Annotated in this window: 14 protein-coding genes, 1 tRNA gene and 2 pseudogenes; 7 read left to right on the top strand and 10 right to left on the bottom strand. The window is 54.8% G+C overall.

All coding sequences use genetic code 11. The features are described 5' to 3' along the window. Positions 1 to 310: 310 nt before the first annotated feature. A complete protein-coding gene (psbA, locus tag M0646_RS08505) occupies positions 311 to 1,393 on the bottom strand; it encodes a photosystem II q(b) protein (protein ID WP_149819936.1) in 1,083 nt (360 codons plus the stop codon). 263 nt (positions 1,394 to 1,656) lie between these two features. Between psbA and M0646_RS08500 the strand changes: the two genes are divergently transcribed. Both M0646_RS08500 and M0646_RS08495 read left to right on the top strand, forming a co-directional pair. Beyond that, positions 1,657 to 2,844 (top strand): TRC40/GET3/ArsA family transport-energizing ATPase, encoded by a 1,188-nt coding sequence (locus tag M0646_RS08500; protein ID WP_286625334.1) that lies wholly within the window; start codon positions 1,657 to 1,659, stop codon positions 2,842 to 2,844. A 19-nt stretch (positions 2,845 to 2,863) separates the two neighbouring features. Continuing rightward, complete coding sequence (locus M0646_RS08495; protein WP_286649517.1) at positions 2,864 to 3,565, top strand: ABC transporter ATP-binding protein; 702 nt, start codon at positions 2,864 to 2,866, stop codon at positions 3,563 to 3,565. Here M0646_RS08495 and M0646_RS08490 read toward each other — a convergent pair. Further along, on the bottom strand, positions 3,562 to 3,855 hold the full coding sequence (locus M0646_RS08490) for a DUF3082 domain-containing protein (protein ID WP_286625332.1): 294 nt from the start codon (positions 3,853 to 3,855) through the stop codon (positions 3,562 to 3,564). The two genes, M0646_RS08495 and M0646_RS08490, sit on opposite strands and share 4 nt — an antisense overlap. Further along, the gene (purD, locus tag M0646_RS08485) at positions 3,852 to 5,156 is read right to left on the bottom strand and encodes a phosphoribosylamine--glycine ligase (protein ID WP_286625329.1); all 1,305 of its coding nucleotides are present in this window, start codon (positions 5,154 to 5,156) and stop codon (positions 3,852 to 3,854) included. The genes M0646_RS08490 and purD overlap by 4 nt, the downstream gene beginning before the upstream one ends. A 589-nt stretch (positions 5,157 to 5,745) precedes the next feature. Here purD and M0646_RS08475 point away from each other — a divergent pair. Further along, a pseudogene (locus M0646_RS08475) lies at positions 5,746 to 6,376 on the top strand (transposase). On the opposite strand, the pseudogene M0646_RS08470 reads toward M0646_RS08475, so the two are convergent. The 5 genes and pseudogenes from M0646_RS08470 to M0646_RS08435 all read right to left on the bottom strand — a co-directional run bounded on the left by M0646_RS08470 (position 6,329) and on the right by M0646_RS08435 (position 17,807). Then, a pseudogene (locus tag M0646_RS08470) lies at positions 6,329 to 9,197 on the bottom strand (BPTD_3080 family restriction endonuclease). The pseudogenes M0646_RS08475 and M0646_RS08470 sit on opposite strands and share 48 nt — an antisense overlap. After that, positions 9,197 to 11,134 carry an ATP-dependent endonuclease gene (locus M0646_RS08450; RefSeq protein ID WP_286625323.1) on the bottom strand — a complete coding sequence of 646 codons (1,938 nt, stop codon included), beginning with the start codon at positions 11,132 to 11,134 and terminating at the stop codon, positions 9,197 to 9,199. Before M0646_RS08450 ends, M0646_RS08470 begins: the two are co-directional and overlap by 1 nt. Continuing rightward, complete coding sequence (locus M0646_RS08445; protein ID WP_286649515.1) at positions 11,131 to 13,344, bottom strand: DUF559 domain-containing protein; 2,214 nt, start codon at positions 13,342 to 13,344, stop codon at positions 11,131 to 11,133. The genes M0646_RS08450 and M0646_RS08445 overlap by 4 nt, the downstream gene beginning before the upstream one ends. A 348-nt stretch (positions 13,345 to 13,692) precedes the next feature. Then, entirely contained in the window at positions 13,693 to 14,526 is an 834-nt protein-coding gene (locus M0646_RS08440; RefSeq protein ID WP_286625321.1) for a DNA methyltransferase, read from the bottom strand. A gap of 437 nt (positions 14,527 to 14,963) precedes the next feature. Next, complete coding sequence (locus M0646_RS08435) at positions 14,964 to 17,807, bottom strand: UPF0182 family protein (protein ID WP_286625320.1); 2,844 nt, start codon at positions 17,805 to 17,807, stop codon at positions 14,964 to 14,966. A 102-nt stretch (positions 17,808 to 17,909) separates the two neighbouring features. Between M0646_RS08435 and M0646_RS08430 the strand changes: the two genes are divergently transcribed. Further along, on the top strand, positions 17,910 to 18,449 hold the full coding sequence (locus tag M0646_RS08430) for a peroxiredoxin (RefSeq protein WP_286625319.1): 540 nt from the start codon (positions 17,910 to 17,912) through the stop codon (positions 18,447 to 18,449). Between the two features lie 4 nt (positions 18,450 to 18,453). Here M0646_RS08430 and M0646_RS08425 read toward each other — a convergent pair whose 3' ends face one another. Next, complete coding sequence (locus M0646_RS08425) at positions 18,454 to 19,299, bottom strand: lipopolysaccharide assembly protein LapB (RefSeq protein WP_286625318.1); 846 nt, start codon at positions 19,297 to 19,299, stop codon at positions 18,454 to 18,456. 122 nt (positions 19,300 to 19,421) lie between these two features. On the opposite strand from M0646_RS08425, the gene M0646_RS08420 reads away from it, so the two are divergent. From M0646_RS08420 to M0646_RS08410, 3 genes are all read left to right on the top strand, one after another. Beyond that, entirely contained in the window at positions 19,422 to 19,649 is a 228-nt protein-coding gene (locus tag M0646_RS08420; protein WP_286625317.1) for a hypothetical protein, read from the top strand. A gap of 21 nt (positions 19,650 to 19,670) precedes the next feature. Then, positions 19,671 to 20,696, top strand: coding sequence for an ABC transporter permease (locus tag M0646_RS08415; RefSeq protein ID WP_286649514.1), 1,026 nt, complete (start codon positions 19,671 to 19,673; stop codon positions 20,694 to 20,696). A 70-nt stretch (positions 20,697 to 20,766) separates the two neighbouring features. Continuing rightward, positions 20,767 to 21,204, top strand: coding sequence for a peroxiredoxin (locus M0646_RS08410; RefSeq protein ID WP_286625315.1), 438 nt, complete (start codon positions 20,767 to 20,769; stop codon positions 21,202 to 21,204). 68 nt (positions 21,205 to 21,272) lie between these two features. Here the strand turns inward: M0646_RS08410 and M0646_RS08405 are convergent. Then, positions 21,273 to 21,359, bottom strand: a tRNA-Ser gene (locus M0646_RS08405). Positions 21,360 to 21,389: the final 30 nt, after the last annotated feature.

Genomic DNA, 21,389 nt, shown 5'->3' with positions numbered 1-21,389 from the left:
TCGTTATGAATCTATGAATAACAACAGAACTTAAGCAGCAGCAATGAACGCTGCAAGCTCTTATTTATTGATTATATGGTTATATTTCTGAACAGCAAGAGGTTTGAGGTCAACTTTTACAGAATCAAAAAACCTTTATCTATCCATTGACTTTTATCAATCTTTTAGATTGACGTTGGGCGGGTAGCAGCGTCTCTGAGACTTGGTTTTTTACCGTGTTGAGCGTGTTAATGCCTGTGGGCTATAACGCAATAAAAAACCGCCCCTAGTGCAGGAGCGGCTGTGTCAAAGTTCAGCAGATGAGCGTTACTTAGCCGTTGATGCTGGGAGCAATCATGGCCACAGGAGCAGACTCAGCGCTGGCCAAGTCGAGGGGGAAGTTGTGAGCATTGCGCTCGTGCATCACTTCCATACCCAAGTTGGCACGGTTGATGATGTCAGCCCAAGTGTTGATCACGTTGCCCTTGGCATCAATGACCGAGTGGTTGAAGTTAAACCCGTTGAGGTTGAAGGCCATCGTGCTGATACCCAGAGCGGTGAACCAAACCCCGACCACAGGCCAAGCGGCGAGGAAGAAGTGCAGCGCACGGCTGTTGTTGAAGCTGGCGTATTGGAAGATCAAGCGACCAAAGTAACCGTGGGCAGCCACGATGTTGTAGGTTTCTTCCTCTTGACCAAACTTGTAGCCGTAGTTGGTGGATTCCGTTTCGGTGGTTTCACGGATCAGGCTGGAGGTCACCAGCGAACCGTGCATGGCGGAAAACAGTGCGCCACCAAAGACACCGGCCACACCCAATTGGTGGAAGGGGTGCATGAGGATGTTGTGCTCAGCTTGGAACACAATCATGAAGTTGAAGGTACCGGAGATACCCAGGGGCATCCCGTCAGAGAAGCTGCCTTGACCAATGGGGTAGATCAAGAAGACCGCAAAGGCAGAGGCCAAGGGGGCAGAGTAGGCCACGCAGATCCAAGGCCGCATGCCAAGACGGTAGCTGAGTTCCCACTGGCGACCCATGTAGCAGGAGGCACCCAATAGGAAGTGGAAGACAATCAACTGGTAGGGGCCACCATTGTAGAGCCACTCATCAAGGGAAGCAGCTTCCCAAATGGGGTAGAAGTGCAAGCCAATGGCGTTGCTGGTGGGCACCACTGCACCGGTGATGATGTTGTTGCCATAGAGCAAGGAGCCAGAAACAGGCTCACGAATGCCATCGATGTCCACAGGGGGAGCAGCGATGAAAGCAATCACAAAGCAAATGGTTGCGGCCAGCAGGGTGGGGATCATAATCACACCGAACCAGCCCACATAGAGGCGGTTATCGGTGCTGGTCACCCAGTTACAAAACCGCTCCCACAAATTCGCGCTTTCGCGACGTTGGAGAGTTGTGGTCATAGTCGTGATAAGTCCAAATATATTTCCCGTTACAAACCCTTGAAAACAGTTATAAACTGCAAGGGCTTAAGCATTAACTTAATATTTGCCCCAAGGGATCGGGGAGAGGCCTAAATTATTGTTAGTAAAGCTAAATAAGTAGTTGTATTTATTTATTTTTCTTAATGATTTTATTTCCATTGATTGCGAGCGATCGCCCCCCCTGAGGACAAGCTCAAGGGTTAAGATGTTTTAAGCAACCGTGTTTAGGGCAGAGCCTTCCCATGCGCGTAATTTTAATGACTGGCAAAGGTGGTGTTGGTAAAACCTCAGTGGCGGCAGCAACGGGGTTACGCTGTGCTGAGTTGGGGTACAAAACGCTGGTGCTGAGCACCGATCCTGCCCACTCCCTTGCCGATAGTTTTGACCTCGAATTGGGGCATGTGCCTGTGCCTGTGGCCAAAAATCTCTGGGGAGCCGAACTGGACGCCCTCATGGAACTAGAGGACAATTGGGGCGCTGTCAAACGCTACATTACCCAAGTCTTGCAAGCACGCGGGCTAGAGGGCGTTCAAGCCGAGGAACTGGCAATTTTGCCGGGGATGGATGAAATTTTTGCCCTTGTGCGCATGAAACGCCACTATGACGAAGGCCAATACGATGTCTTAATTATTGACTCTGCCCCCACAGGCACAGCACTGCGGCTGTTGAGCCTACCCGAGGTGAGCGGCTGGTATATGCGTCGTTTCTATAAGCCTTTGCAGCGGATGTCTGTGGCCTTGCGACCGATTGTGGAGCCAATTTTCAAGCCCTTGGTGGGGTTCTCTTTGCCCGATCAAGAGGTGATGGATGCGCCCTATGAATTCTATGAGCAGATTGAAGCCCTTGAAAAAGTCCTCACCGACAACACCCAAACCTCAGTGCGCTTGGTCACCAATCCAGAAAAGATGGTCATTAAGGAGTCGCTGCGCGCCCATGCCTATCTCAGCCTCTATAACGTGGCCACCGACTTAGTCATTGCAAACCGTATTCTGCCGAACACGGTACAGGATCCCTTCTTTGCCCGCTGGAAAGAAATGCAGCAGCAATACCGTCAAGAAATTCACGACAATTTCCGCCCGCTACCGGTGAAGGAAGTGCCCCTGTTTGCTGAGGAACTCTGTGGTTTGGCGGCACTGCACCGCCTGAAGGAGACCCTCTACGCTGATGAAGATCCAGCTCAGGTCTATTACCAAGAGCAAACGATTCGGGTGGTGCCCAGTGATGGCCAGTACAGCCTTGAACTCTATCTACCGGGGGTACCCAAGGAAAAAATTGAACTGAACAAGACGGCAGATGAGTTGAATATCCGCATTGGTAACCATCGTCGTAATATGGTGCTCCCCCAAGGATTAGCAGCACTGCAACCGGTGGGCGCGAAAATGGAGGCGGACTACCTGAAAATCCGCTTTGCTAGTGCCACCAGTGGCTAATGCGGCTAATCAATGATTGATGAGACTTGCCACTGTGACAACAACTGGGCTGGCGATCGCCACCACCAATCTGACTAAAGTTTATCGTTCTGGCCATCACGAGACCCCTGTTCTTCAGGGCATTAACCTGCAAGTCCAGCGCGGTCATATCCATCTGCTAATGGGACCTTCGGGTTCGGGGAAAACCACCCTGCTCTCGATTTTGGCCGGCATTCTTGCCCCCACCAGTGGCCAAGTGGTTGTCTTAGGCCAAGAGATTACGCAACTGTCCAAGGCTGCACTGGCAAAATTTCGGCTGCAAAATATTGGCTTTGTCTTTCAGAGTTTTAATCTTTTCCCCGCCTTGACCGCACTGGAAAATGTTGAAATTGCCCTCAATCTTAAGGGCATTAAAGGTAAAAAAGCGAAGGAACAGGCAGCAGCGCTTCTCAAGGCCGTTGGCTTGGGCGATCGCCTTAACTTTGTGCCCGCAAATCTTTCTGGGGGTCAGAAACAGCGGGTGGCCATTGCCCGTGCCCTAGCGGGTGAGCCGCAGATTATTTTTGCCGATGAACCGACGGCTTCCCTAGATTCCCAAAATGGCCAACAGGTGATCAAAATTCTCTACAAGCTAGCAAAGCAAAAAGGCTGCACAGTGTTGATTGTTACCCATGATCCACGGATTACAGCCATTGCCGATCGCCTCACCAAAATCGAAGATGGCAAAATCAGCGACGGTTAAGCCTGTTCCCGTTGTCCCCAGCGTTCCCAAAGGAGTTGCAGCGTCAGCGCCACGAGACCCACGGCAATAATGCTAAAGACCCCCGTTGCGAGGGTACACAAGCCCACCACAAGGGTGCGCACGGCCACGGCCAAGCTATAAACCAGTTGATTGTGGTAGCTCACTGCGTGAGTGGCAAAGACGTAGGCGATCGCCCCTGTTAGCCGATAAAGGAGAATCCCCAAGGTGCCGGCAATGAGCGCACCGCTTAAACAGCGTAATGGGTTAGTTTTTGGGGGGAGAAGGGTCATGGACGGTATTCACCTTTGTGAGCCGATGATTCCAGAATACGGTAGCCAATGTCACGACGATAGTAGCAGTCAGCAAATTCAATAGCGCTGACGCCAGCATAGGCCTTGGCTTGAGCCGTGGCAAAATCAGGAGCCAAAGCGGTAATGTTCAATACCCGACCGCCATTGGTGTACCATTGCCCTTCCTGCCAGCGCGTTCCAGCATGGAAAACGAGAACCCCCTGCGCGATCGCTGCGGGAATACCCTGAATCACATCCCCCTTGCGGTAACTCCCCGGATAGCCCCCCGCCGCCATCACGACGGATAGAGCCACCTCATTGCGCCATTGCAACGCTCCCAAACTGGCTAAGCGTCCCTCGACACAGGCCAAGAGCACCTCAATCAGAGGGGTTTCCAAGAGGGGGAGGACGACTTGGGTTTCAGGATCACCAAAGCGACAGTTAAATTCTACCACGTAGGGATCCCCTGCGGACGTCACCATCAGACCGGCATAGAGCACCCCACAATAGTGGATTCCCCGATCCTGCAACGCCCCAAGGGCAGGTTCAAGAATCGTCTGTTGAATTCGTTGCATTAACTCTGGTGTCACCCAAGGGACAGGGGCATAGACCCCCATTCCTCCAGTATTTGGACCTGTGTCCCCTTCGCCAATGCGCTTATGATCTTGGGCGGGCAGCAGCGGCAGAATGGTTTTGCCATCGGTAACGGCGAGTACGGAGACCTCTTGCCCCTCTAGTACTGATTCAATGACCACCTGTTGACCAGCGGCGCCAAATTCACCCCCAAAAATCCGCTCGAGGGCAGCGATCGCCTCCCCTTCGGTGGCCGCTACCGTCACTCCTTTACCTGCCGCTAAACCATCGGCCTTAATGACAATGGGTGCCCCTTGGGCTTGAACATAACGAGAGGCCGCCTCATAAGTGTCAAACACTGCTGCTTTGGCCGTAGGAATCTGAGCCGCCTCCATGAGCGCCTTTGCCCAAGCTTTACTGGCTTCAATTTGTGCCCCTGCTTGGCTAGGACCAAAGACAGGAATCTTTAGCGCCTGTAGGCGATCGGCCAAACCCACTGCCAAGGGAACCTCTGGCCCGACAACCACTAAATCAACGTTATTCTCTTTGGCAAATTCACCAATACCCGTGAGGTCGGTGGCTGCAATGGCCACATTCTCACACCGCTCCAGGCAGGCTGTGCCCCCATTCCCCGGCAGACAATAGACCTGTGTCACGCGAGGAGAATCGAGTAATTTCCAAGCGATCGCGTGCTCTCGACCACCACTGCCAACGACAACGACCTTCACAGATGCACTCCAAAAAGATAAGCCATATTTTGAAATCAATCTTCAGGAGACTATCAAGTTTATCAGTCAATAGGCAACGTTCTCTCCAAAGGTAAAATGATTGGCTTATTCCTTTGCAGAAGTATTGAACAACAGTTTGAAGAGGTAGGAAAAAGAGAAGAAATATTGTATTCTTCCCTTAAAAGATTAAAAAACAGTCAATTTACTATGGCATCTTTTGGAGCTATTGTCAAGTCTATTCTCAGGCGCCTCAGCCCTTGCGACTATCCCGTCCTGAACTCACAACTGCTCTTCAAAATCTGGCTGACGTACATTTTGGACGCCAGCTTAAACAGTATGAGAGCCTTGTTTTATCGGCTCAATCAGTCAGGAATAACAGCCGTTTTCACAAGGATGACGAGAAACAGTAGTCTGGCTATGGCGTAAAGTTACGTCCTATCAAGATATTGACCCGAATAGGAAACGGCTGTTCAGGTAGATATAGCTATTTCGAAAGGGAGTGAGATATTTTCAAGAGGGATAGGCTATACTCAAAGCGTCATGAATGTTACTCAAGAACATGAGCTATAGCTTGGACTGACGAGAGCGGATTGTCTCCTACATCAAGCAAGGTGGCAAAATCAGTGAAGCGACTCAAATCTTTCAGGTCAGTCGCGCCACCATCCATCGCTGGCTGAAGCGAGAGGACTTAGCGCCCACGGTTGTCCCCCGTCATCCTTGGAAACTGGATTGGGCGGCCTTAGCAGCGGATGTTGCTACCCATCCCGATGACCGTTTAATCGACCGTGCCCAGCGATCGAGTGGAGTCTGAGTATGGGTGGTCAGCGCGAGGCCAACGAATTGATGGAGAGCGAGCGGGGAAGCGTCAGAAAAGAGAGAGTTGAGTCGCAGGACGGTATAGATACCAGAAAGACTTCATCGCCCCAATGCTGTTTTGCGGATACTTGAATGCGGTAGGGTTTGTGAGCTGGCTGAGTCAGTACTGTTTGCCGGCGTTAAAGAGACCGTCGTTGTTGATGATGGATAATGCACCGATTCATCCAAAAGGGGCGATTCAGGCAGTGGTGAAAGCGGCGGGTCACGCGGTGTTATTTTTACCGAAATACTCTCCTGATTTGAATGTGATTGAGCACGACTTCAGTGCGTTGAAGCGAGCGCGGATGTATGCAGGGTCAAACAGTTCGATTGATGAGGTGATTCGCAAGTATTGTGCTGGATAATGTCTCATTCTTTATTGGAATAGCTATATCCTGAATCTCACCGGGCGTCTTCGCTACTTCCGCGCGCCATCGCCCGAAGCCTCCGTGCGCGTTCACAGCTTCGCACCACTCTGCAAGATACTGACGCTTCGCCTCGTCCTGCTCCGTATCCTGACCCTTTGTTTCTAGAATCAGATGATCACCGTTCTTCAGCCGCACCAGGAAATCAGGCCGATACTTGCGCACCACACCATGATAAACGTAGAGCACTTCGAAGCCTAGGTGGTCATTCTTGACCCAGGCAGCCACCGCGTCACTGCTGTCGAGCGCGAAGGCGTCGGACGCTTCCCATGTGCTGTCGTAGACGCAGACGTTGATATGGGATTTCTCCGTGCGCTCGCAGGGCTTGCCCGTGTACCAAGTGCGCATCTCGCCTGTGGAGCGGATAGGATGATCGCGGTCGAAGACCGGCTCCAGCCGCCCGGTGGTTTCCTGCCGCACCGCCTCCCATATATGCTGCACCACCCGCGACAGGTTCAGCGTGATGATCAGCCGTCGGCGCAATTCGTCCTGCTCGAAAACAAGCGGCGAGATCACAATCCGGTCGGAGCGGATGAACTGCTCGACGATACGCACGAGCTGAGCCAACAACACCTCGCGGCTGCCCCGCCAAGTGCGCTTCATCTGGTCGAACACGTCCCGCGCGGTCTCGAAAATGATGCGTTGGGTGCGGAATTTCCCCGCCAGCCGCTCCAACTTGATGCGGTTGATCCGGGTGACGTCTGGCTTGCCTTCGAGGATCGGCGCCAGCTCGGCGACCTTCGCTGTCTGCGCCGCGTCCAGTTCCAATGGTCGCACCTTCGACCAGTCCAAGGTCAGCGTCGGTTGAAAGACGCGCTCGATGCGCACCACATTCGGCCAGCGGATCTCGAGCTGTGCCTTGGTCGGGTCTGGCTCAACGGCGGTCTTGGGCGTGGGCGGCGGTGGCGGGTCGTTCTCGCCGCCTTCGTGGGGCAAGAAGGTGAAGGGCACGCCGAAGATGTTGACGTATTCCGGCTCGAACAGCCCCGTTTCCGGGTCGACTTCGTACGAAGTGCGCCGCAAGCCGCGACCGACTACCTGCTCGCACAGCAGCTGCGACGTGAACGCCCGCAGTCCCATGATGTGCGTCACCGTCTTGGCGTCCCAGCCTTCGGAGAGCATGCCGACGGAGATGACGTTTTGGATTCTCTCGCCCGGCTGTCCCACCTTGCCCACCGTGTCCACCATCTGGCGCAAGCGCTCGGCCTGCTCTGCCTTGCTCAGCCTGCGCTCAATGGGGGCGTTATCCGAATCCGTCTCGTCTTCCTCGGTCTCCCTCTCCCCCTGAGAGAGGGCCGGGGCGAGGGCTTCTTCTTGCTTCTCCGCCTCATCGAGCACCTTCGAGTCGATATGCAGGATGCGCTCTGGGTCGCACAGTTCATCGATGTGGATGCGCCGCGAATCGAAGGCGTGCTTCACGCGCGCCGCGGTCTCGGTGCGGTTGCAGACGGTGATCATCACCGGCGGAACGGGCACTCCGGCTGTCTTCCATGCCTTCCACGTCTCGCACCAATCGTAGCCTAAAAGGTAGTAGGCGTTCAGCACTAGGTCGGGCAGCGGCTCCTCCGGCTGCGCCTTGCAGTTTAAGTCGTTCTTCACGTCCGGGTAGTTGTAGATGTGGTAAAGGTGCGACTTGTAGGTTTTAGCGTCGGGGACAGCATCGTCGCGCACCACCACGCGCGGGGTCTTGACTAGGCCAGACTCGATGGCGTCATTCAAGCCGAAGTCGCTAACGATCCAGTCGAAGAGCGCCTCTTCGCTGCTCTTTTTGCCCGAAGGCGTGAAGGGAGTAGCGGAAAAATCATAGCACCTGAGGATGCCCCGCGAGCGGTGCAGGCGATCCAGCCCACCGATCCACACCGTGGCCTCCGCGGCGCTATCCTTGAGATCCCGCTGCCGCAAATACTTTCCTTCCGCCTCCCAGTTCACACGCTAGGCGTGGTGAGCCTCGTCGTTGATGACCAGAAGGTTGCGCGCATTGGCCATCTCGCCCAGCACCTCGCGGGTATAGGCCTCGTCGCTTTTGACCCCGCGTTTGTCCACAGACTTGCGTTTCTTGATCTGTTCTTCGCTCTCCCAGGCGAGGGCGTGCCAGTTGCGCACCAGCACTTTGCCTTGGCGCAATTTCTCGAGCAAGGACGAGGGCTTCGTAGTAATTGCCGTCCGCGGCGGGGTAAAGCACTTCCAGACGCTTTTTGACCGTCAGCCCCGGGGCGATGACCAGCACGTTTTTGGAGAAACGGGCATCCTGCGGGTTGGCCACCTTGTTCAGGACCTGCCAGGCGATGACCAAGGCCATGACGATGGTCTTGCCCGAACCGGTGGCCATCTTGCAGCATTGGCGGATGTACTCGCCGCCATCGCCGAGGATTTCGATACCGATCCGCTCAGCGGGGGCGGCCTCGGTCAGCCAGATGAGCGTCTCCACCGCCTCCAGCTGGCAGAAGAAGAAGCGCCGCCGGTCAAAGTTTTCGGGGTCGGTCCAATGTTCCAGCAGCCGCCTGGTGATGCTGGTGACGCCCGGATAGCCCGCCTCGCGCTAGGCCTTGACGCGCGGGCGGATCTGGTTGACCAGCGGAATCTCGACGAAGATGCCCGGGTCATCGAAGGCTTTTGAGTCGGGCGTCGCCACCACGTACCCCGCCGGACGACGGCCTTCCACCAATTCGAAAGTGCGCGTCTCGCGGTCGTAACGCCAGTGCCGCTGCGGCTCCTCGTAGGGCGAGTTGATGATCAGGCGGTCAATGGTGGTGCTGGGCATCAATTTTCCTCTCTATTTTCATTCTTATTAGCAAACTCCATGATCTTATTGCAAAGCTTCTCGAGAGAATCCGATTTCTTGCCAGCATCCCAAGCTATCTGGAGTCTCGATGCAATGTGCAACGCGTTCTTCTGTAGATTCCCGGCAAACCCGTATTTAGCATCTGCCTCAGATCGAAACTCATCCCAGTTCTCTTTTCCAATCTCTTGCTCAACCACCTGCCCGATGTCTGAGGACCACATGACTACAGCGGCTCCCCAGAACGTACTGGTCGGGAACGGCTCAGGATCAGATACACCGCATAACTTGAGGATTGCGCTGTTGTTTCTGCGGCGTTGCTCCCTGCTTCCGTTTTTGTCCGGCTTGTCGCCGTCCGAATCCAGTACCGCGAGAGTCGGGATCTGCAGGCACCTGGCTACCGCGAGAGGTTGAAGCATCCGACTTTTTCCACCGGTGGGGACAATGTGACAGCCGAGTCGTCTGAACTCATCCCACCGGTTGAGCAAGTGAAGGTAGGTGGTCAAATATGCAGTATCCTCTAGCCCCTCGACGAATACGATCCTAGACGCGAAGAATATTTCGCTGAGCTGAGGCTGGAGTGCTTGATGGATCTTTGCCAACTGCTCGCTCGGTTCGACAGGTTGCTGGCCTTTCACAGCCGCAATTTGATTTGCCACCTCTTGATGGGTGGTCCTAGTAATAGACGAAGCACCATTGACCTTGCGGACCATCCGGACACTCTCGAATCTCTCACCTGATATGAAGTATGGACTGTGGGTTGTAACCAAGATTTGAGAGTTCTGTTCGCTCAGCTTCACGAGCACGTTATAAAGATGCCTTGCTTGTGGGGGATGCTGATAGAGCTCCGGCTCCTCACAGGCGAGAATCAGCCGTGGATCTGCGTCGTCTCTGTCAGAGAGTTCTTGGAGCAGTGCGAGAATAAACGAACGTTGAAGCCCGTGCCCGAAACGTGTAAGCTCCCCTTCAAACCCTGCCTCACCGAGAATGGCCTGAGCAAAAGGCTCATCAACACGTACCGCCTTTTCGGGGTCCTGGTACCATTGCACTCGAAGCGTTGCGTCTTGATGCGCCCACTGCACAAGCCGATTTCGCAGAGCTGTAGATATTTCGGTTAGCTGTGCCTGACTATCGGCAAGGAGTTGTCTGTACTTCTCCTGCATTTCCTTGCGGATGGGATCAAATGACTCGTTGAGGTTGACTTTGGACCGAACCGTGCGGCTCAAAAGCTTCCCTAGGGCTGTGTCCTTAGACTCTTTCTGCTCGCTAGCCGCTTCCTTCACTGCGGGCACGTACACCCACTGGATGTATTTCTCGAGAAGGTTTTTACCCTTTGATACACCATAGAACTCGTCCGCACTAGGGAGTTCTTCGCACAATTCCGGGTGCTTTTCTTCATACTCACGAAGTGCTTGGACCATTGCATCCTTTGTGCCAGGATGCGGAAGATCAGGGTACTTCTCTCGCACCCTGGTGTATATATCCTTCAGCTCAGCAACCTTTTTCCCAGCTTTTTCGGCTTCAAAAAACAGCGCGAAATCCTTGATAACCATCCGGCGACCGTACTGCTTTACTTCGGCTGTGTTTGCAACAGGATCAAATTGTGCCTCAACTGAGACAACCAATTGATCATGGCGCACATAATGCTGGAGTTCATTCTTAGCTTCCTCTGAGAAGTCTGTAAAAGTGATCGTTATCTCGATAGGATCCGTTGTGTTTTTGGCATGGAAATCCTCCTCACTGAGCGAACGCGTGTTGAGACCGGGTATCCCTGATTCACCAAAGAAGACGTTGAGGGCATGCAGGACACTTGACTTCCCTGAGCCGTTGGCTCCGACGAAGCACGTGTAGTCATCAAGTTCGATAGTCTGTTCCTTTATCGAGCGGAAGTTTCGAATGCGGACGGATTTGATCTTCATGTGTCAATCTCCATAATCTTCAAACTCTCGATCGGCTGGCCGATGAGCCAGAACGATTCGTTGCTGGCGCGCTTTTTCTTGAGGTCGTCGGTGAGCAGATCGGCGTTCATCTGCACCTTCAGAAACTGCATACCCGCGAGTTTCGGCTTCATCTCGTCAATATCCTTGGCGGCTTCCGGGTCGAACTGGAAGGCGGCGAAGACGATGAGCTTCGGCCTGGGCACCAGCGTATGCGCTTCTTCGATGGCCTGGGCCACCTGCCGCTGCTCCAGCGGTGCGTGCTCGGAACCAAAGGAGACCACCACGCGCATCGGGCTGTCGGCCGGGCCGGGCTCGCGCACCGAATCGGCACCTTCGTCGCTGGGGCGCGTCTCGCCGTCGGCGTGCAAAAAGCGGCAGCCGGGCAGCGGCTCTAGGCGCGCGAAGCGGATGTACTGCCCCGCCTTGCCGCGGATGCCGGCGCGCAGCAGTTCGTCGCGCCATTCGGCTTGGCGCAGCGTCTCGCCCGAGCGGGCGATGGATGTGTCGGCTGGTTGGGATCTGGCTTCGAGAATCTCCTCCGGCGACTTGACCGCCGGCGCGGGCACGGCCTCCACCGTGAACGGGCCAGTGACGCGCACCTTCTTGCGGTCCACGAAGGGCTGGTCGTAAAGGGTTTCCTGCGGCACGTGGCGGGCGATGGCTTCATCCATGGCTTTTTGCATGGCGCGGCGGGCGGCGTGAAATTCGTCAAAGGGCTTGCGGGCCGCTTCCGGCCAGTCGGCAGGGAACACAAAGGGCACCTCCCACTCCACCAGCTCATTGACCTTGACCACCTGGCCGGCGGGCATGGTGAAGGTGGCGCTGTCCGGCGCGGCAAAGTCCACGAATTGCCCGGCCCGGATGCCTTGCGTGACCTTGAAACGGGGATAGCCCTCACCCCCGGCCCACCTGCCCCCGTCAGGGGGTCTCCCAGCGGGAGAGGGGAGACGCAGCGCGGCGTTGAGGTCCGCCAGCGCCTGTTCGATGGCTGGGTGCATGCGGGCGTAGATGCCGTCGATCTCTGGGTTGTTGGCGATGGACTTGAGTGTCACATGCGGCACGGTCTTGTACTTGAAGCCGCTGCCCACCCCCTCTTCGGGATGCGCCAGCTCGTAGTAGTCGAAGACCGCGGTCATCAGGCGCTGGCGGGCGAGGGTGAGCGCCACGCGCGAGGTGTCGCAGGTGATCCAGCGCCGGCCCCACTGCTCGGCCACATAGGCCGTCGTGCCGCTGCCGCAGTTGTGTACGGCGCAGACTTCCGTTATAAACGAGTGAGCGTCCTCTACTTCTAAATCGTAAACCTCTTCCTCGGACAAGTCTCTAACCACCTCCACAACGCGCACGGGAACGCGGTCGGGACCGTGGAACAGGATGTCTCCCTCTTGTATCTGCTCTGCCTCCATCCACTGGGCATACTCTGGCGAAAGTTGCTCTTTACACGCCTGTTCAATAGCAGTGCAAACCCCTTCGAGATTATGCTCTACTTCTGCGGCGGGAACACGCAGCACTTTTAGATTCAGCGCGTGCATGAACTCATCGCGAACACGGTCATGTTCCATGGCGGCCGGAGTGCCATGAGCCATGGCGCCGTCCACTTCTACCACTAAGGCAGCTTCACGGCAATAGAAATCGGCGATATAGGGGCCAATAGGGTGCTGACGTCTGAAGGTAAAGCCCAACCCATTGCCTCGCAAGACTTTCCAAAGTTTCCGTTCAGGCGGAGTCATTTCCTTGCGGAGTATTTTGCTTCTGCCGCGCAGCGCTTTGGGAATACCTGACCAGTCGGAATGTCCACCCAGGCTGTGCGGTCGTCTGTGGGCCAACACCCTGTGATCGGGCGTAAGCCATAGGGTTTGCCCGCTAAGGTCGTGCCGGATGCCGATCATCACGCCGCGATACATTCGCCGTATCGTGCGCACGACGCGATGGGGCAAGCCGTCATGCGCCAGCAGGTAGTCGCCGGGGTGGATGTCTTCGATGGCGATGAGGGTAGCCCCCCTGTCATCCCCCCGCACGCGGGGGGATAGGGCTTCTCCCTCCCCACGTGTAGGGAGGGCCGGGGAGGAGCCGCAAACCCACACCCTCGTCCCCTTCCGCACACAGGTCGGGTCGAACACCAGGTCGCCAAGGTCGGTGGTCAGCGGCAGTATCATTCCAAAGGTTGTCAATCTGCTGGAGAGGAAAATCATCAAAGCATTGCTTGTATCTTGGAATGTTGCCGGTGTCGTATAGTCTGCAAGCGGTAATAAGGCGTTGCATTCCCTCCCTATGTGTGCGCCAGCTTTTCCTCTGTGCCGATATGATCCTTCCTGAGAACTCAAAGTCATAGGTGCAAGACTCGGTGTAACCAGAAGACTTGAGGTCACCCAAAGCCAGCCTCTTTGATCCTTCAATTTGGTCAAGCTCGGTTGACAATGCACGAATTGGTTTTACCTCTCCACTCGGCAACTCTACGAATCCAAACCAGGATTCATCAAGACTCTTCTCCGTGTAAAGCTGCCTATATTTCACGCCCTCCCTGTTTTTCGCATACCAAATTAATGATATCGTGAACTCTCGGTAATTCTCCAAACCCAAGAGGCGATGTTTTGCGGAAAGATATTTGTCTTACAAAAATTCCCCGCCCCGAACACCTCATCCATCAACTCCCGCACGTGGTGCACGTTCTCGTCACTGATCTGCACGAAGATGCTGCCGCTCTCGGTGAGCAGTTCCCGCGCCAGAAGCAGCCGGTCGCGAAGATACGTGAGGTAGGAGTGGATGCCCAGCTCCCAAGTATCGCGGAAGGCGCGGATCTGCTCCGGCTCGCTAGTTAAGTCCTCGTCCTTGCCGTCCTTCACGTCGCGCTTGTTGACGAAGGGCTGGAAGTTGGAGCCGTACTTGATGCCGTAGGGCGGGTCAATGTAGATCATCTGCACCTTGCCGGCCATGCCCTCCTTTTCCAGCAGCGAGTTCATCACCAGCAGCGAATCGCCGGCGATCAGGCGGTTGCTCCAGTCGTGCTTGTGTTGGTAGAACTCGACGACCTTGTGCAAGGGTTCTTGGCGCTCGACCTCGAACAACCCCAGTTGCACCGGTTCCTGTTGCCCATTTTTCTTGCGCACCGCCTCGATAATTGTGCGCGGGTCAATGCGCTCGTGCACGTGCAGCGACACCGTGGGCACTTCGAAGGAGGTATGCTCGGCTTTGCCCGCCCAGACCAGTTGCGGGTCGAGGTGCGGGTCGTAGGCGTAGCGCTTTTTCTGCTGTCCGGTGTCGGGGTCGGTTTCGGGCGTGACCAGCCCAACGGGCGGGTTGTTGACGCGCGCTTTGTCCCGATACTCGTAGGGTGCGATCGGACGCTTGGTCTCGGTCTTCTTTTTTCGGGCCATCAAGTCCTGTCTGCAGATTGGTGGTTTTGAAAGCTAAACAGTAATTAAACTGCAATAGTAGATACGTATGCAAGGACTTAATTTGTAACGATAAACAGCATAGAGACCCCATACTTAACCTGCTATCTAAGCAAAATACCCAAACAGAACAATGGCCTGAGTATCGAAAGTGAGTGCGCTTTTACCTGCATTTCTGCAACAAGTATGAGTCGGATTCTGGCAGCCTGCACTAGCTTCCAAGAGACAGACGGTGAAATAACAGGCTGAAGCCCAGCAGTCGATTGGTTATTACAGACCCCTCCTCTCGCCATTTAGTCAACCAAGGGGAAAAGCCCACTCCGAAACCATGGAATCTGTCACTGCTGATGAGAAATCAGGTGCTCCCATTACGGAAGTAATACCAATTAAACTATCTTTCAACGTTTCTGCGATGAAAGTTAATCAGGAAACAGTTTTTGCAAAGCCTCCTCTAGGGTAGGTGCCATCACAATCCGCTGGTTATCCATAACAATGACCCGTGCCAAGGTGGGCAGTTGATTTTGATCGGCTTCGAGGTAAATGGGTTCGACGTAGAGGAGCGATCGCTCGATGGGGATAATCAGAAGATTTCCCTGCACCGATCTTGACCCTTGGCGATTCCAGAGGGAAATTTGCTGTGAAATCATTGGGTCTTGATTGATCCGCGCCTCCATTTGTTCAGGGCCAAAGACCAGTTCTTGCTTGGGAAAGACGTACAGCAGGAGCTTGCCATAGTTTTGACCATCGGAGCGAGCCGCTAGCCAACCAATGAGGTTGGGGCGATTCACGGGCGTAAAGGGGACAAGCAGAATAAACTCCTCGGTGTAGCCAATGGGCAGCTTGGTAATGAGATAGTAAGGGGCAACGGCTTGGGGTTTTTCGCGGTAAATCTCCTTGGGAATTTGCCAGAGGTCTTCGCGGTTGTAAAAGACCACGGGATCCGTCATGTGGTATTTCAGGAGTTGTTCCGACTGCACCTGCATCAAATCAATGGGATAGCGAATGTGGCGGTAGAGGCGGTGGGGCATGGCACTCAGGGGATGAAAGAGGGTTGGAAAAACCCGCTGCCACGTGCGAATTATGACATCGTCGGGTTCCACCACATAAAACGTGACATCGCCGTTATAGGCATCCACCACCACTTTGACAGAGTTGCGAATGTAGTTAAAGGAGTGCTCGCCGGGATCGCCATAGGGATAGTAGCGACTGACGGTATAGGCATCAATAATCCAGTAGAGATAGCTCACCCCTGTGGCGCTAGGACTGGCGGCAATGTCCTGTTCAGAGCGTGGATCGGCGACCACAAGGTAGGGTTCACTGTCAAAACGTAAAAAGGGGGCGATCGCCCGCACCCGCTCTTGAATTAAGCGGCGAAAAAGCACCCGTGAGTCCGGTCGTAAATTGGGGGTCAACAGCAGTTGCCAGTCACCAAAATAGACACCGTAGACCAAGCGCCGCCACCAACTGGCAATGGGAACCCCCCCCGTACCGTCGTAGTGGTTATAGACATTTTCGGCGCCACGGGGAAAATCCAGCTCTGGAACCGCCGAAGGGGCAAAGACATAGGTATGGGTGAGTTCACCGTAGTAGATCCGGGGGTAGAAAAAGGGAATGCTTTCACGGATTTGCGGCGGATCGACCAGTAGCTCACCCGTATCGCCAATATCGCGGACAAAGTATTTGGGCAGACCATTGGCTTCGGCGGTATTCACGGGACTCATGGTGAAGCCATAGCCGTGGGTAAAGACCAAGTGCTCGTTAATCCAAGTACGGGCAAAGCGCTGAACCGCACTGTAGTCCACTTCGCGAGCGGCAATGAGGACTTGGCGAATTTCTGATTGGTCTTGCTCAGGGGATAGTTTGAGATAGTAGCGATCCAAAAAGGCCGCTGGAAACCGATAGTAGGAGCGCAGTTGTTGCAGTTGCCGGTTCGTTTCTAAAAGGGGGCGGGTATCCCAAAGGCGGATATTGCGGGTGGTGGCGGCGTTGGCAGCAATGATCTCGGCGTTGAGGTTATTTTCCGGCTGAAAGGGTTCGACCCGCATTTTTTCAAGGTTAAAGCCTTCGCGGGTGTGGGTAATGGTGCGTTGAATGTAGGGGAGTTCCCGTTGCAGTTGATTGGGTTGAACAATGGCCGCTTCAATGGCTGTGGGCAGGAGCCAATCGGCAATCAGGATGACCACCAAATAGCCCAATGTAAAGCCAAAGAGGCCGGGGGCGATCGGTCCTAGCCGCCGCTGCCCTTCGCCGCCCCGTCGAATCGCTGACCAAGCCAGTAAACAGGCGACGCCAAAAGCCGAGGCTGAAAGCCAACCATAGAGGGGTAAGCGTACAGTGACGTCGGTATAGCCGGCGCCAAAGGCAGCCCCATTGGTCGAATAAAGAAGTTTGTAGCGTTCTAGCCAGAAGCTAAAGGCCACTGTGGCAAAGACAAAGGCACTTAAGCCCTGTAAATGCCGCCGTTGCGATCGCACGAAGCCGAGGAATTTGCCATGACTGAGACTTTCATTGGCAAGGAGATAACCCAAGGCCGTTCCCCCTAAGCCGACAACACTGAGGTTCACCAGCCATAGGCGCAACAGTTCCCACAGGGGGATTTCAAACAGGTAAAAGCTAATGGAATGGCGAAATAGCGGTTCCGTATGGGGATCACTGGCGGCAAACAGTCCCTTGAGCACCACTGACCAGCTGAGGCTGGCGATCGCCCCCATCGCGAGGCTTAAGAGCATGCCCAATCCTTGAAAGAGGCGCACAGGCAACCACAGCCCCAGTAGCAATGCTGCCAAACTCGGCACTAATAGCCAAGGATTCTGCACCACTTGCAGTGATAGCTCTGCCACCCGCCAGACACTCAATTGCGGCAGCAGAGGGCTGTTAAAGGTGATTTCTGAACGCTGTTGCCACAGTTGCAGCGCGATCGCCCCAATGTGATAAGTAGCAACAATTAGCAGCCAAGTCAAACCGCTAGCACACAACAAAAGCCGCCACAGCCCCAGCCCCCGATAGGTACTCTGGGCGGTCAGGGTGGGATCGAGGGTTACGGTGCGTTGCCGCAGGAGCCAGCGTTGCTGCCAGCCATAGAACAGTGCCGATACCCCCGCAACCGCCAGAAACAGTAAAGCTTGGACACTCCAGCGCTGCCAGACCACCGCCAAATAGCCCAGTTGATCAAACCAGAGACTTTCGGCAATCAAGCGGCACAGCCCCACCCCAAGGGCGATCGCCAGCACGAGGCCAGAGAGCCAGCGCAACCAACGGGGCATAAACTGTATAGCGGAGAGCGACGGCATCAACCTCGAAAAATCGTTAAAACTACGGTACAGTGCAGCTAGATGCTTTCCTAAGGCCAGTTTAGCGATTTAGCCATGTTCTTGCGCTCACTACTTGTTGCCCTTTTGAGTTTGATTCTGTTTCTGGGTTCATCAGCCCCCACTTGGGCCCTCGGGGGTGAATTGCCGCCCCTCAATGCCCCAGCACCCAACTTTTCCCTTCCCAGCAGTGTCGATGGTCAGCCGATTTCCCTGAAGGACTATCGCGGCAAGTGGGTGGTGCTGTACTTCTACCCCAAGGACTTTACTGCTGGCTGTACCCTCGAAGCCCAACGCTTTCAGCGGGATATTGAGCAATTTCATGCCCACAATGCTGAAGTCATTGGCGTCAGTGCCGACTCCGTGGACTCCCACGAAGATTTCTGTGACAGTGAAGGCTTGACCTTTCCCCTCCTCTCTGACCCCGATGGCCGCGTCAGCAAGGCCTATGGCTCTTGGTTGGGGTTTGTCTCGCTGCGCCACAGTTTCATCATCGATCCTGAGGGGATATTGCGCGAGCGGTTTGTCAAAGTGAATCCCGCGATCCACAGTCAGGAAGTACTGGCTCGCCTAGAGGAACTGCAACAGCAAGTTTAGGCCTCTATTGCTGTGGCGGGGGTTCAGGGGTTGCTGGAGATTCATTTTGCACCTGCTGCGCTGCCTGCTGAATGGCATCTTTATATTTGGCGGGTGCAAGTTCCACGGCTTTGGCATACAGAGGCGCAGCTTCTGTCTTTTTCCCCTGTTCCGTCAGTGCCATCGCTTGGGCAAGCACCGGGCGAAAATCGTTGGGGTTTTCTTTGCCCAGATTTTGGAAGAGGGTCAGCGCCTCATCGTAGCGTTTTTGCGCCATATAGACATCGCCAAGGAGAAGTTGTACCGCCGTGACATCGACGCTCCCTGGTTGGACTTTGTTGGCTTGCTCTGCCCCTTTGAGGGTCTCTTCAATCAAACCAATAGCCGCTTGGGGACGATTTTCCTTGAGGTAGAGATCCACAAGCCCCCGCAGGGCATTGAGGTTCCCCGGAGATTTAGCAAGAACCCCCTGAAAGGTTTGGGCAGCCCCCTCGCGATCGCCCGTTTGCTGCTGTGCCTGTCCCAGCAGAATCGCATAATCGGTTTGTTCCGGTCGCTGCGCCGCCAAGCGCCGCAGGGGGTCAATAACACTGGCCATTTCCCCTTTGCCCAGTTGAATTAGTTGCAGCCGAGCCAGCAGCAAGCCTTCTAAAGCTGTGGCATTGTTGGGTTCACGCTCCAGCACCAGTTGGTAGCCTTTTTCTTGGGCTTGCAGTTCAGCAACTTTGTCAGTGGCGGCAGGACTGGTCACGGGGCTTGGCGTGGGTTGCGCTGGGCTAAAGGCACTGCTGAGCAGGGGCATCACCGAAATGGCGATGAAGGGAATCATCCCCAACACCAACACTAAAAGAGTGATCCATTTCTTGCGCATTCTGCCTCCTGCCCAACGTTTGCCTTGCCAGTACGATTCTAGCCTAGGGGGTAGGGCAATCATTGCCAATTTTTGCGTGGCTTCCCCTTGCTAAAATTTGAAGGATTCCTCGGAGAGCTGCCATGAGCGAACTAACGCCAGAAACGATTAATTGTGCAGAGGCCTGTGTCAATGGCTGTGTCCTTGGCGATCGCTGTCCCAACCGTGAGTACATTGCTGCCGCCACCAAGTTTATGAATGATACGCCCCTCGATCAAATTCTGCAAATTGCAGCGGATAGCTATCCCAAACGTCTTTTGGCCGCGATTGAGCGCGATCGCCAGCGAGCGGCGAACTCACCTCAAGAATAGCTATTTCCAGATGCTGTGATCATGTCTCGTCTGCGGGCATTGCAGGGGTACCTGCTCCTGCGGCTTTTACTGGCGCCGCTGATGCTGTGGACGATTGTCACCGTCGTCTTTTTGCTGCTGCGAGCCACGCCGGGGGATCCCGTGGATGCGATTTTAGGTCCCCGTGCTCCGGCGGCTGTCAAAGAGGCCTTGCGAGAACAATTGGGCTTGGCTCAACCCCTGTGGCAGCAATACTTGACTTACTTAGGGCAACTCCTGCGATTTGATCTGGGAACCTCCCTCACCAGTCAAGGGGAAGCCGTCACGAGTATCATTGCTCAGCATTTTCCTGCAACGGCAGAATTAGGCCTCGTCAGTCTAGCGATCGCCTTTGGTTTAGGGGTGCTCATTGGCAGTCTGGCTGCGGTCAAATCTGGCACTGCTTGGGATATCGGAGGGCGTCTCTTTGGCATCATCACCTATGCTTTGCCCCTCTTTTGGCTGGGGATGCTCTTGCAACTGCTCTTTGCGGTGAATCTGCGTTGGCTTCCCTTGGGTACCCGCTACCCAATCACGGAAACACCCCCCCAAGGTCCCACAGGGCTGTATCTGCTGGATGCGCTCCTGAATGGCAATCTCCACCAACTGGGAACTGCTTTTAGTTACTTGCTCCTGCCTGCGGTGACGCTGGCGATCGTCCTCAGTGGTATCTTTGAGCGCATTGTGCGGGTGAATCTCAAGCAAACCCTAGTGGCCGATTATGTGGAAGCCGCCCGTGCCCGTGGTATCCCTGAGCATCGGATTCTCATTCACCATGCCCTCAAGAATGCCCTGATTCCGGTGATCACGGTTTTGGGGCTGACCCTTGCGAGCCTCTTGGGGGGAGCCGTGTTGACAGAGGTGACGTTTTCTTGGCCGGGGTTGGGTCAGCGACTCTACGAGGCGATCGCGCTGCGGGACTATCCAACCGTACAGGGCATTGTGGTTTTCTTTGCCGTGATTGTGGTCGCCGCCAGTATTCTCGTTGACTTGCTCAATGCTTGGATTGACCCCCGCATCCACTACTAATTTTTTGGCACCTGCCGATAAAATAAAGAACAAGCAAGTAATAAAACTTAACATTAGGAGGTTATCCCCCATGGCTTTAGCCGTTGGTACACCCGCCCCCGCCTTTACTGCCAAGGACACCCACGGCAATACGGTGTCCCTCAGCGACTTTGCGGGCAAAACTGTGGTGCTCTACTTCTACCCTAAGGATGACACCCCCGGCTGCACCAAAGAGGCCTGTAGCTTCCGTGACAACTATGCCGCCTATCAGGGCAAAGAGATTGTCGTTTTGGGGGTGAGTACCGATGACGAAACCTCGCACCAAAAGTTTACCGAGAAATTCAATCTCCCCTTCCCCCTCTTGGCAGATGTGGATAAATCCATTATTAAAGCCTACGATGTGGACGGCGGCGGCTACGCCAAGCGAGTTACCTATGTCATTGACGGCAATGGCATCATTACCCATGTCTATACCAGCGTCAAAACCGATACCCACGCCACCGACCTTTTGGCGGATCTCGGCTTATAGGTGACTCTAAAAAGTCATCATTGGGTCAGGCGGCTGGAGAGGTTCTGGCTGCCTTTTTGTTGATTGAACGGAGAGAGAGGGATTCGAACCCTCGGTGACATCACTGCCACACTCGATTTCAAGTCGAGCGCATTCGACCACTCTGCCATCTCTCCCAGCATCCTATATTGTAACCTCAGCTAGGA

Source organism: Thermosynechococcus sp. B3 (genome assembly GCF_030323045.1).
GTDB lineage: Bacteria > Cyanobacteriota > Cyanobacteriia > Thermosynechococcales > Thermosynechococcaceae > Thermosynechococcus.
The sequence above is the reverse complement of the archived record's forward strand: the minus strand, read 5'-3'. Positions and strand labels throughout refer to the sequence as shown.

Excerpts from the sequence above, each read along its gene's own strand:
- M0646_RS08490 (WP_286625332.1), bottom strand. The coding sequence starts at position 3,855 with ATGACCCTTCTCCCCCCAAAAACTAACCCATTACGCTGTTTAAGCGGT.
- M0646_RS08410 (WP_286625315.1), top strand. The coding sequence starts at position 20,767 with ATGGCTTTAGCCGTTGGTACACCCGCCCCCGCCTTTACTGCCAAGGAC.
- psbA (WP_149819936.1), bottom strand. The coding sequence starts at position 1,393 with ATGACCACAACTCTCCAACGTCGCGAAAGCGCGAATTTGTGGGAGCGG.
- M0646_RS08500 (WP_286625334.1), top strand. The coding sequence starts at position 1,657 with ATGCGCGTAATTTTAATGACTGGCAAAGGTGGTGTTGGTAAAACCTCA.
- M0646_RS08430 (WP_286625319.1), top strand. The coding sequence starts at position 17,910 with ATGTTCTTGCGCTCACTACTTGTTGCCCTTTTGAGTTTGATTCTGTTT.
- M0646_RS08495 (WP_286649517.1), top strand. The coding sequence starts at position 2,864 with ATGAGACTTGCCACTGTGACAACAACTGGGCTGGCGATCGCCACCACC.
- M0646_RS08445 (WP_286649515.1), bottom strand. The coding sequence starts at position 13,344 with ATGATTTTCCTCTCCAGCAGATTGACAACCTTTGGAATGATACTGCCG.
- M0646_RS08450 (WP_286625323.1), bottom strand. The coding sequence starts at position 11,134 with ATGAAGATCAAATCCGTCCGCATTCGAAACTTCCGCTCGATAAAGGAA.
- M0646_RS08425 (WP_286625318.1), bottom strand. The coding sequence starts at position 19,299 with ATGCGCAAGAAATGGATCACTCTTTTAGTGTTGGTGTTGGGGATGATT.
- M0646_RS08420 (WP_286625317.1), top strand. The coding sequence starts at position 19,422 with ATGAGCGAACTAACGCCAGAAACGATTAATTGTGCAGAGGCCTGTGTC.
- M0646_RS08435 (WP_286625320.1), bottom strand. The coding sequence starts at position 17,807 with ATGCCCCGTTGGTTGCGCTGGCTCTCTGGCCTCGTGCTGGCGATCGCC.
- M0646_RS08415 (WP_286649514.1), top strand. The coding sequence starts at position 19,671 with ATGTCTCGTCTGCGGGCATTGCAGGGGTACCTGCTCCTGCGGCTTTTA.
- M0646_RS08440 (WP_286625321.1), bottom strand. The coding sequence starts at position 14,526 with ATGGCCCGAAAAAAGAAGACCGAGACCAAGCGTCCGATCGCACCCTAC.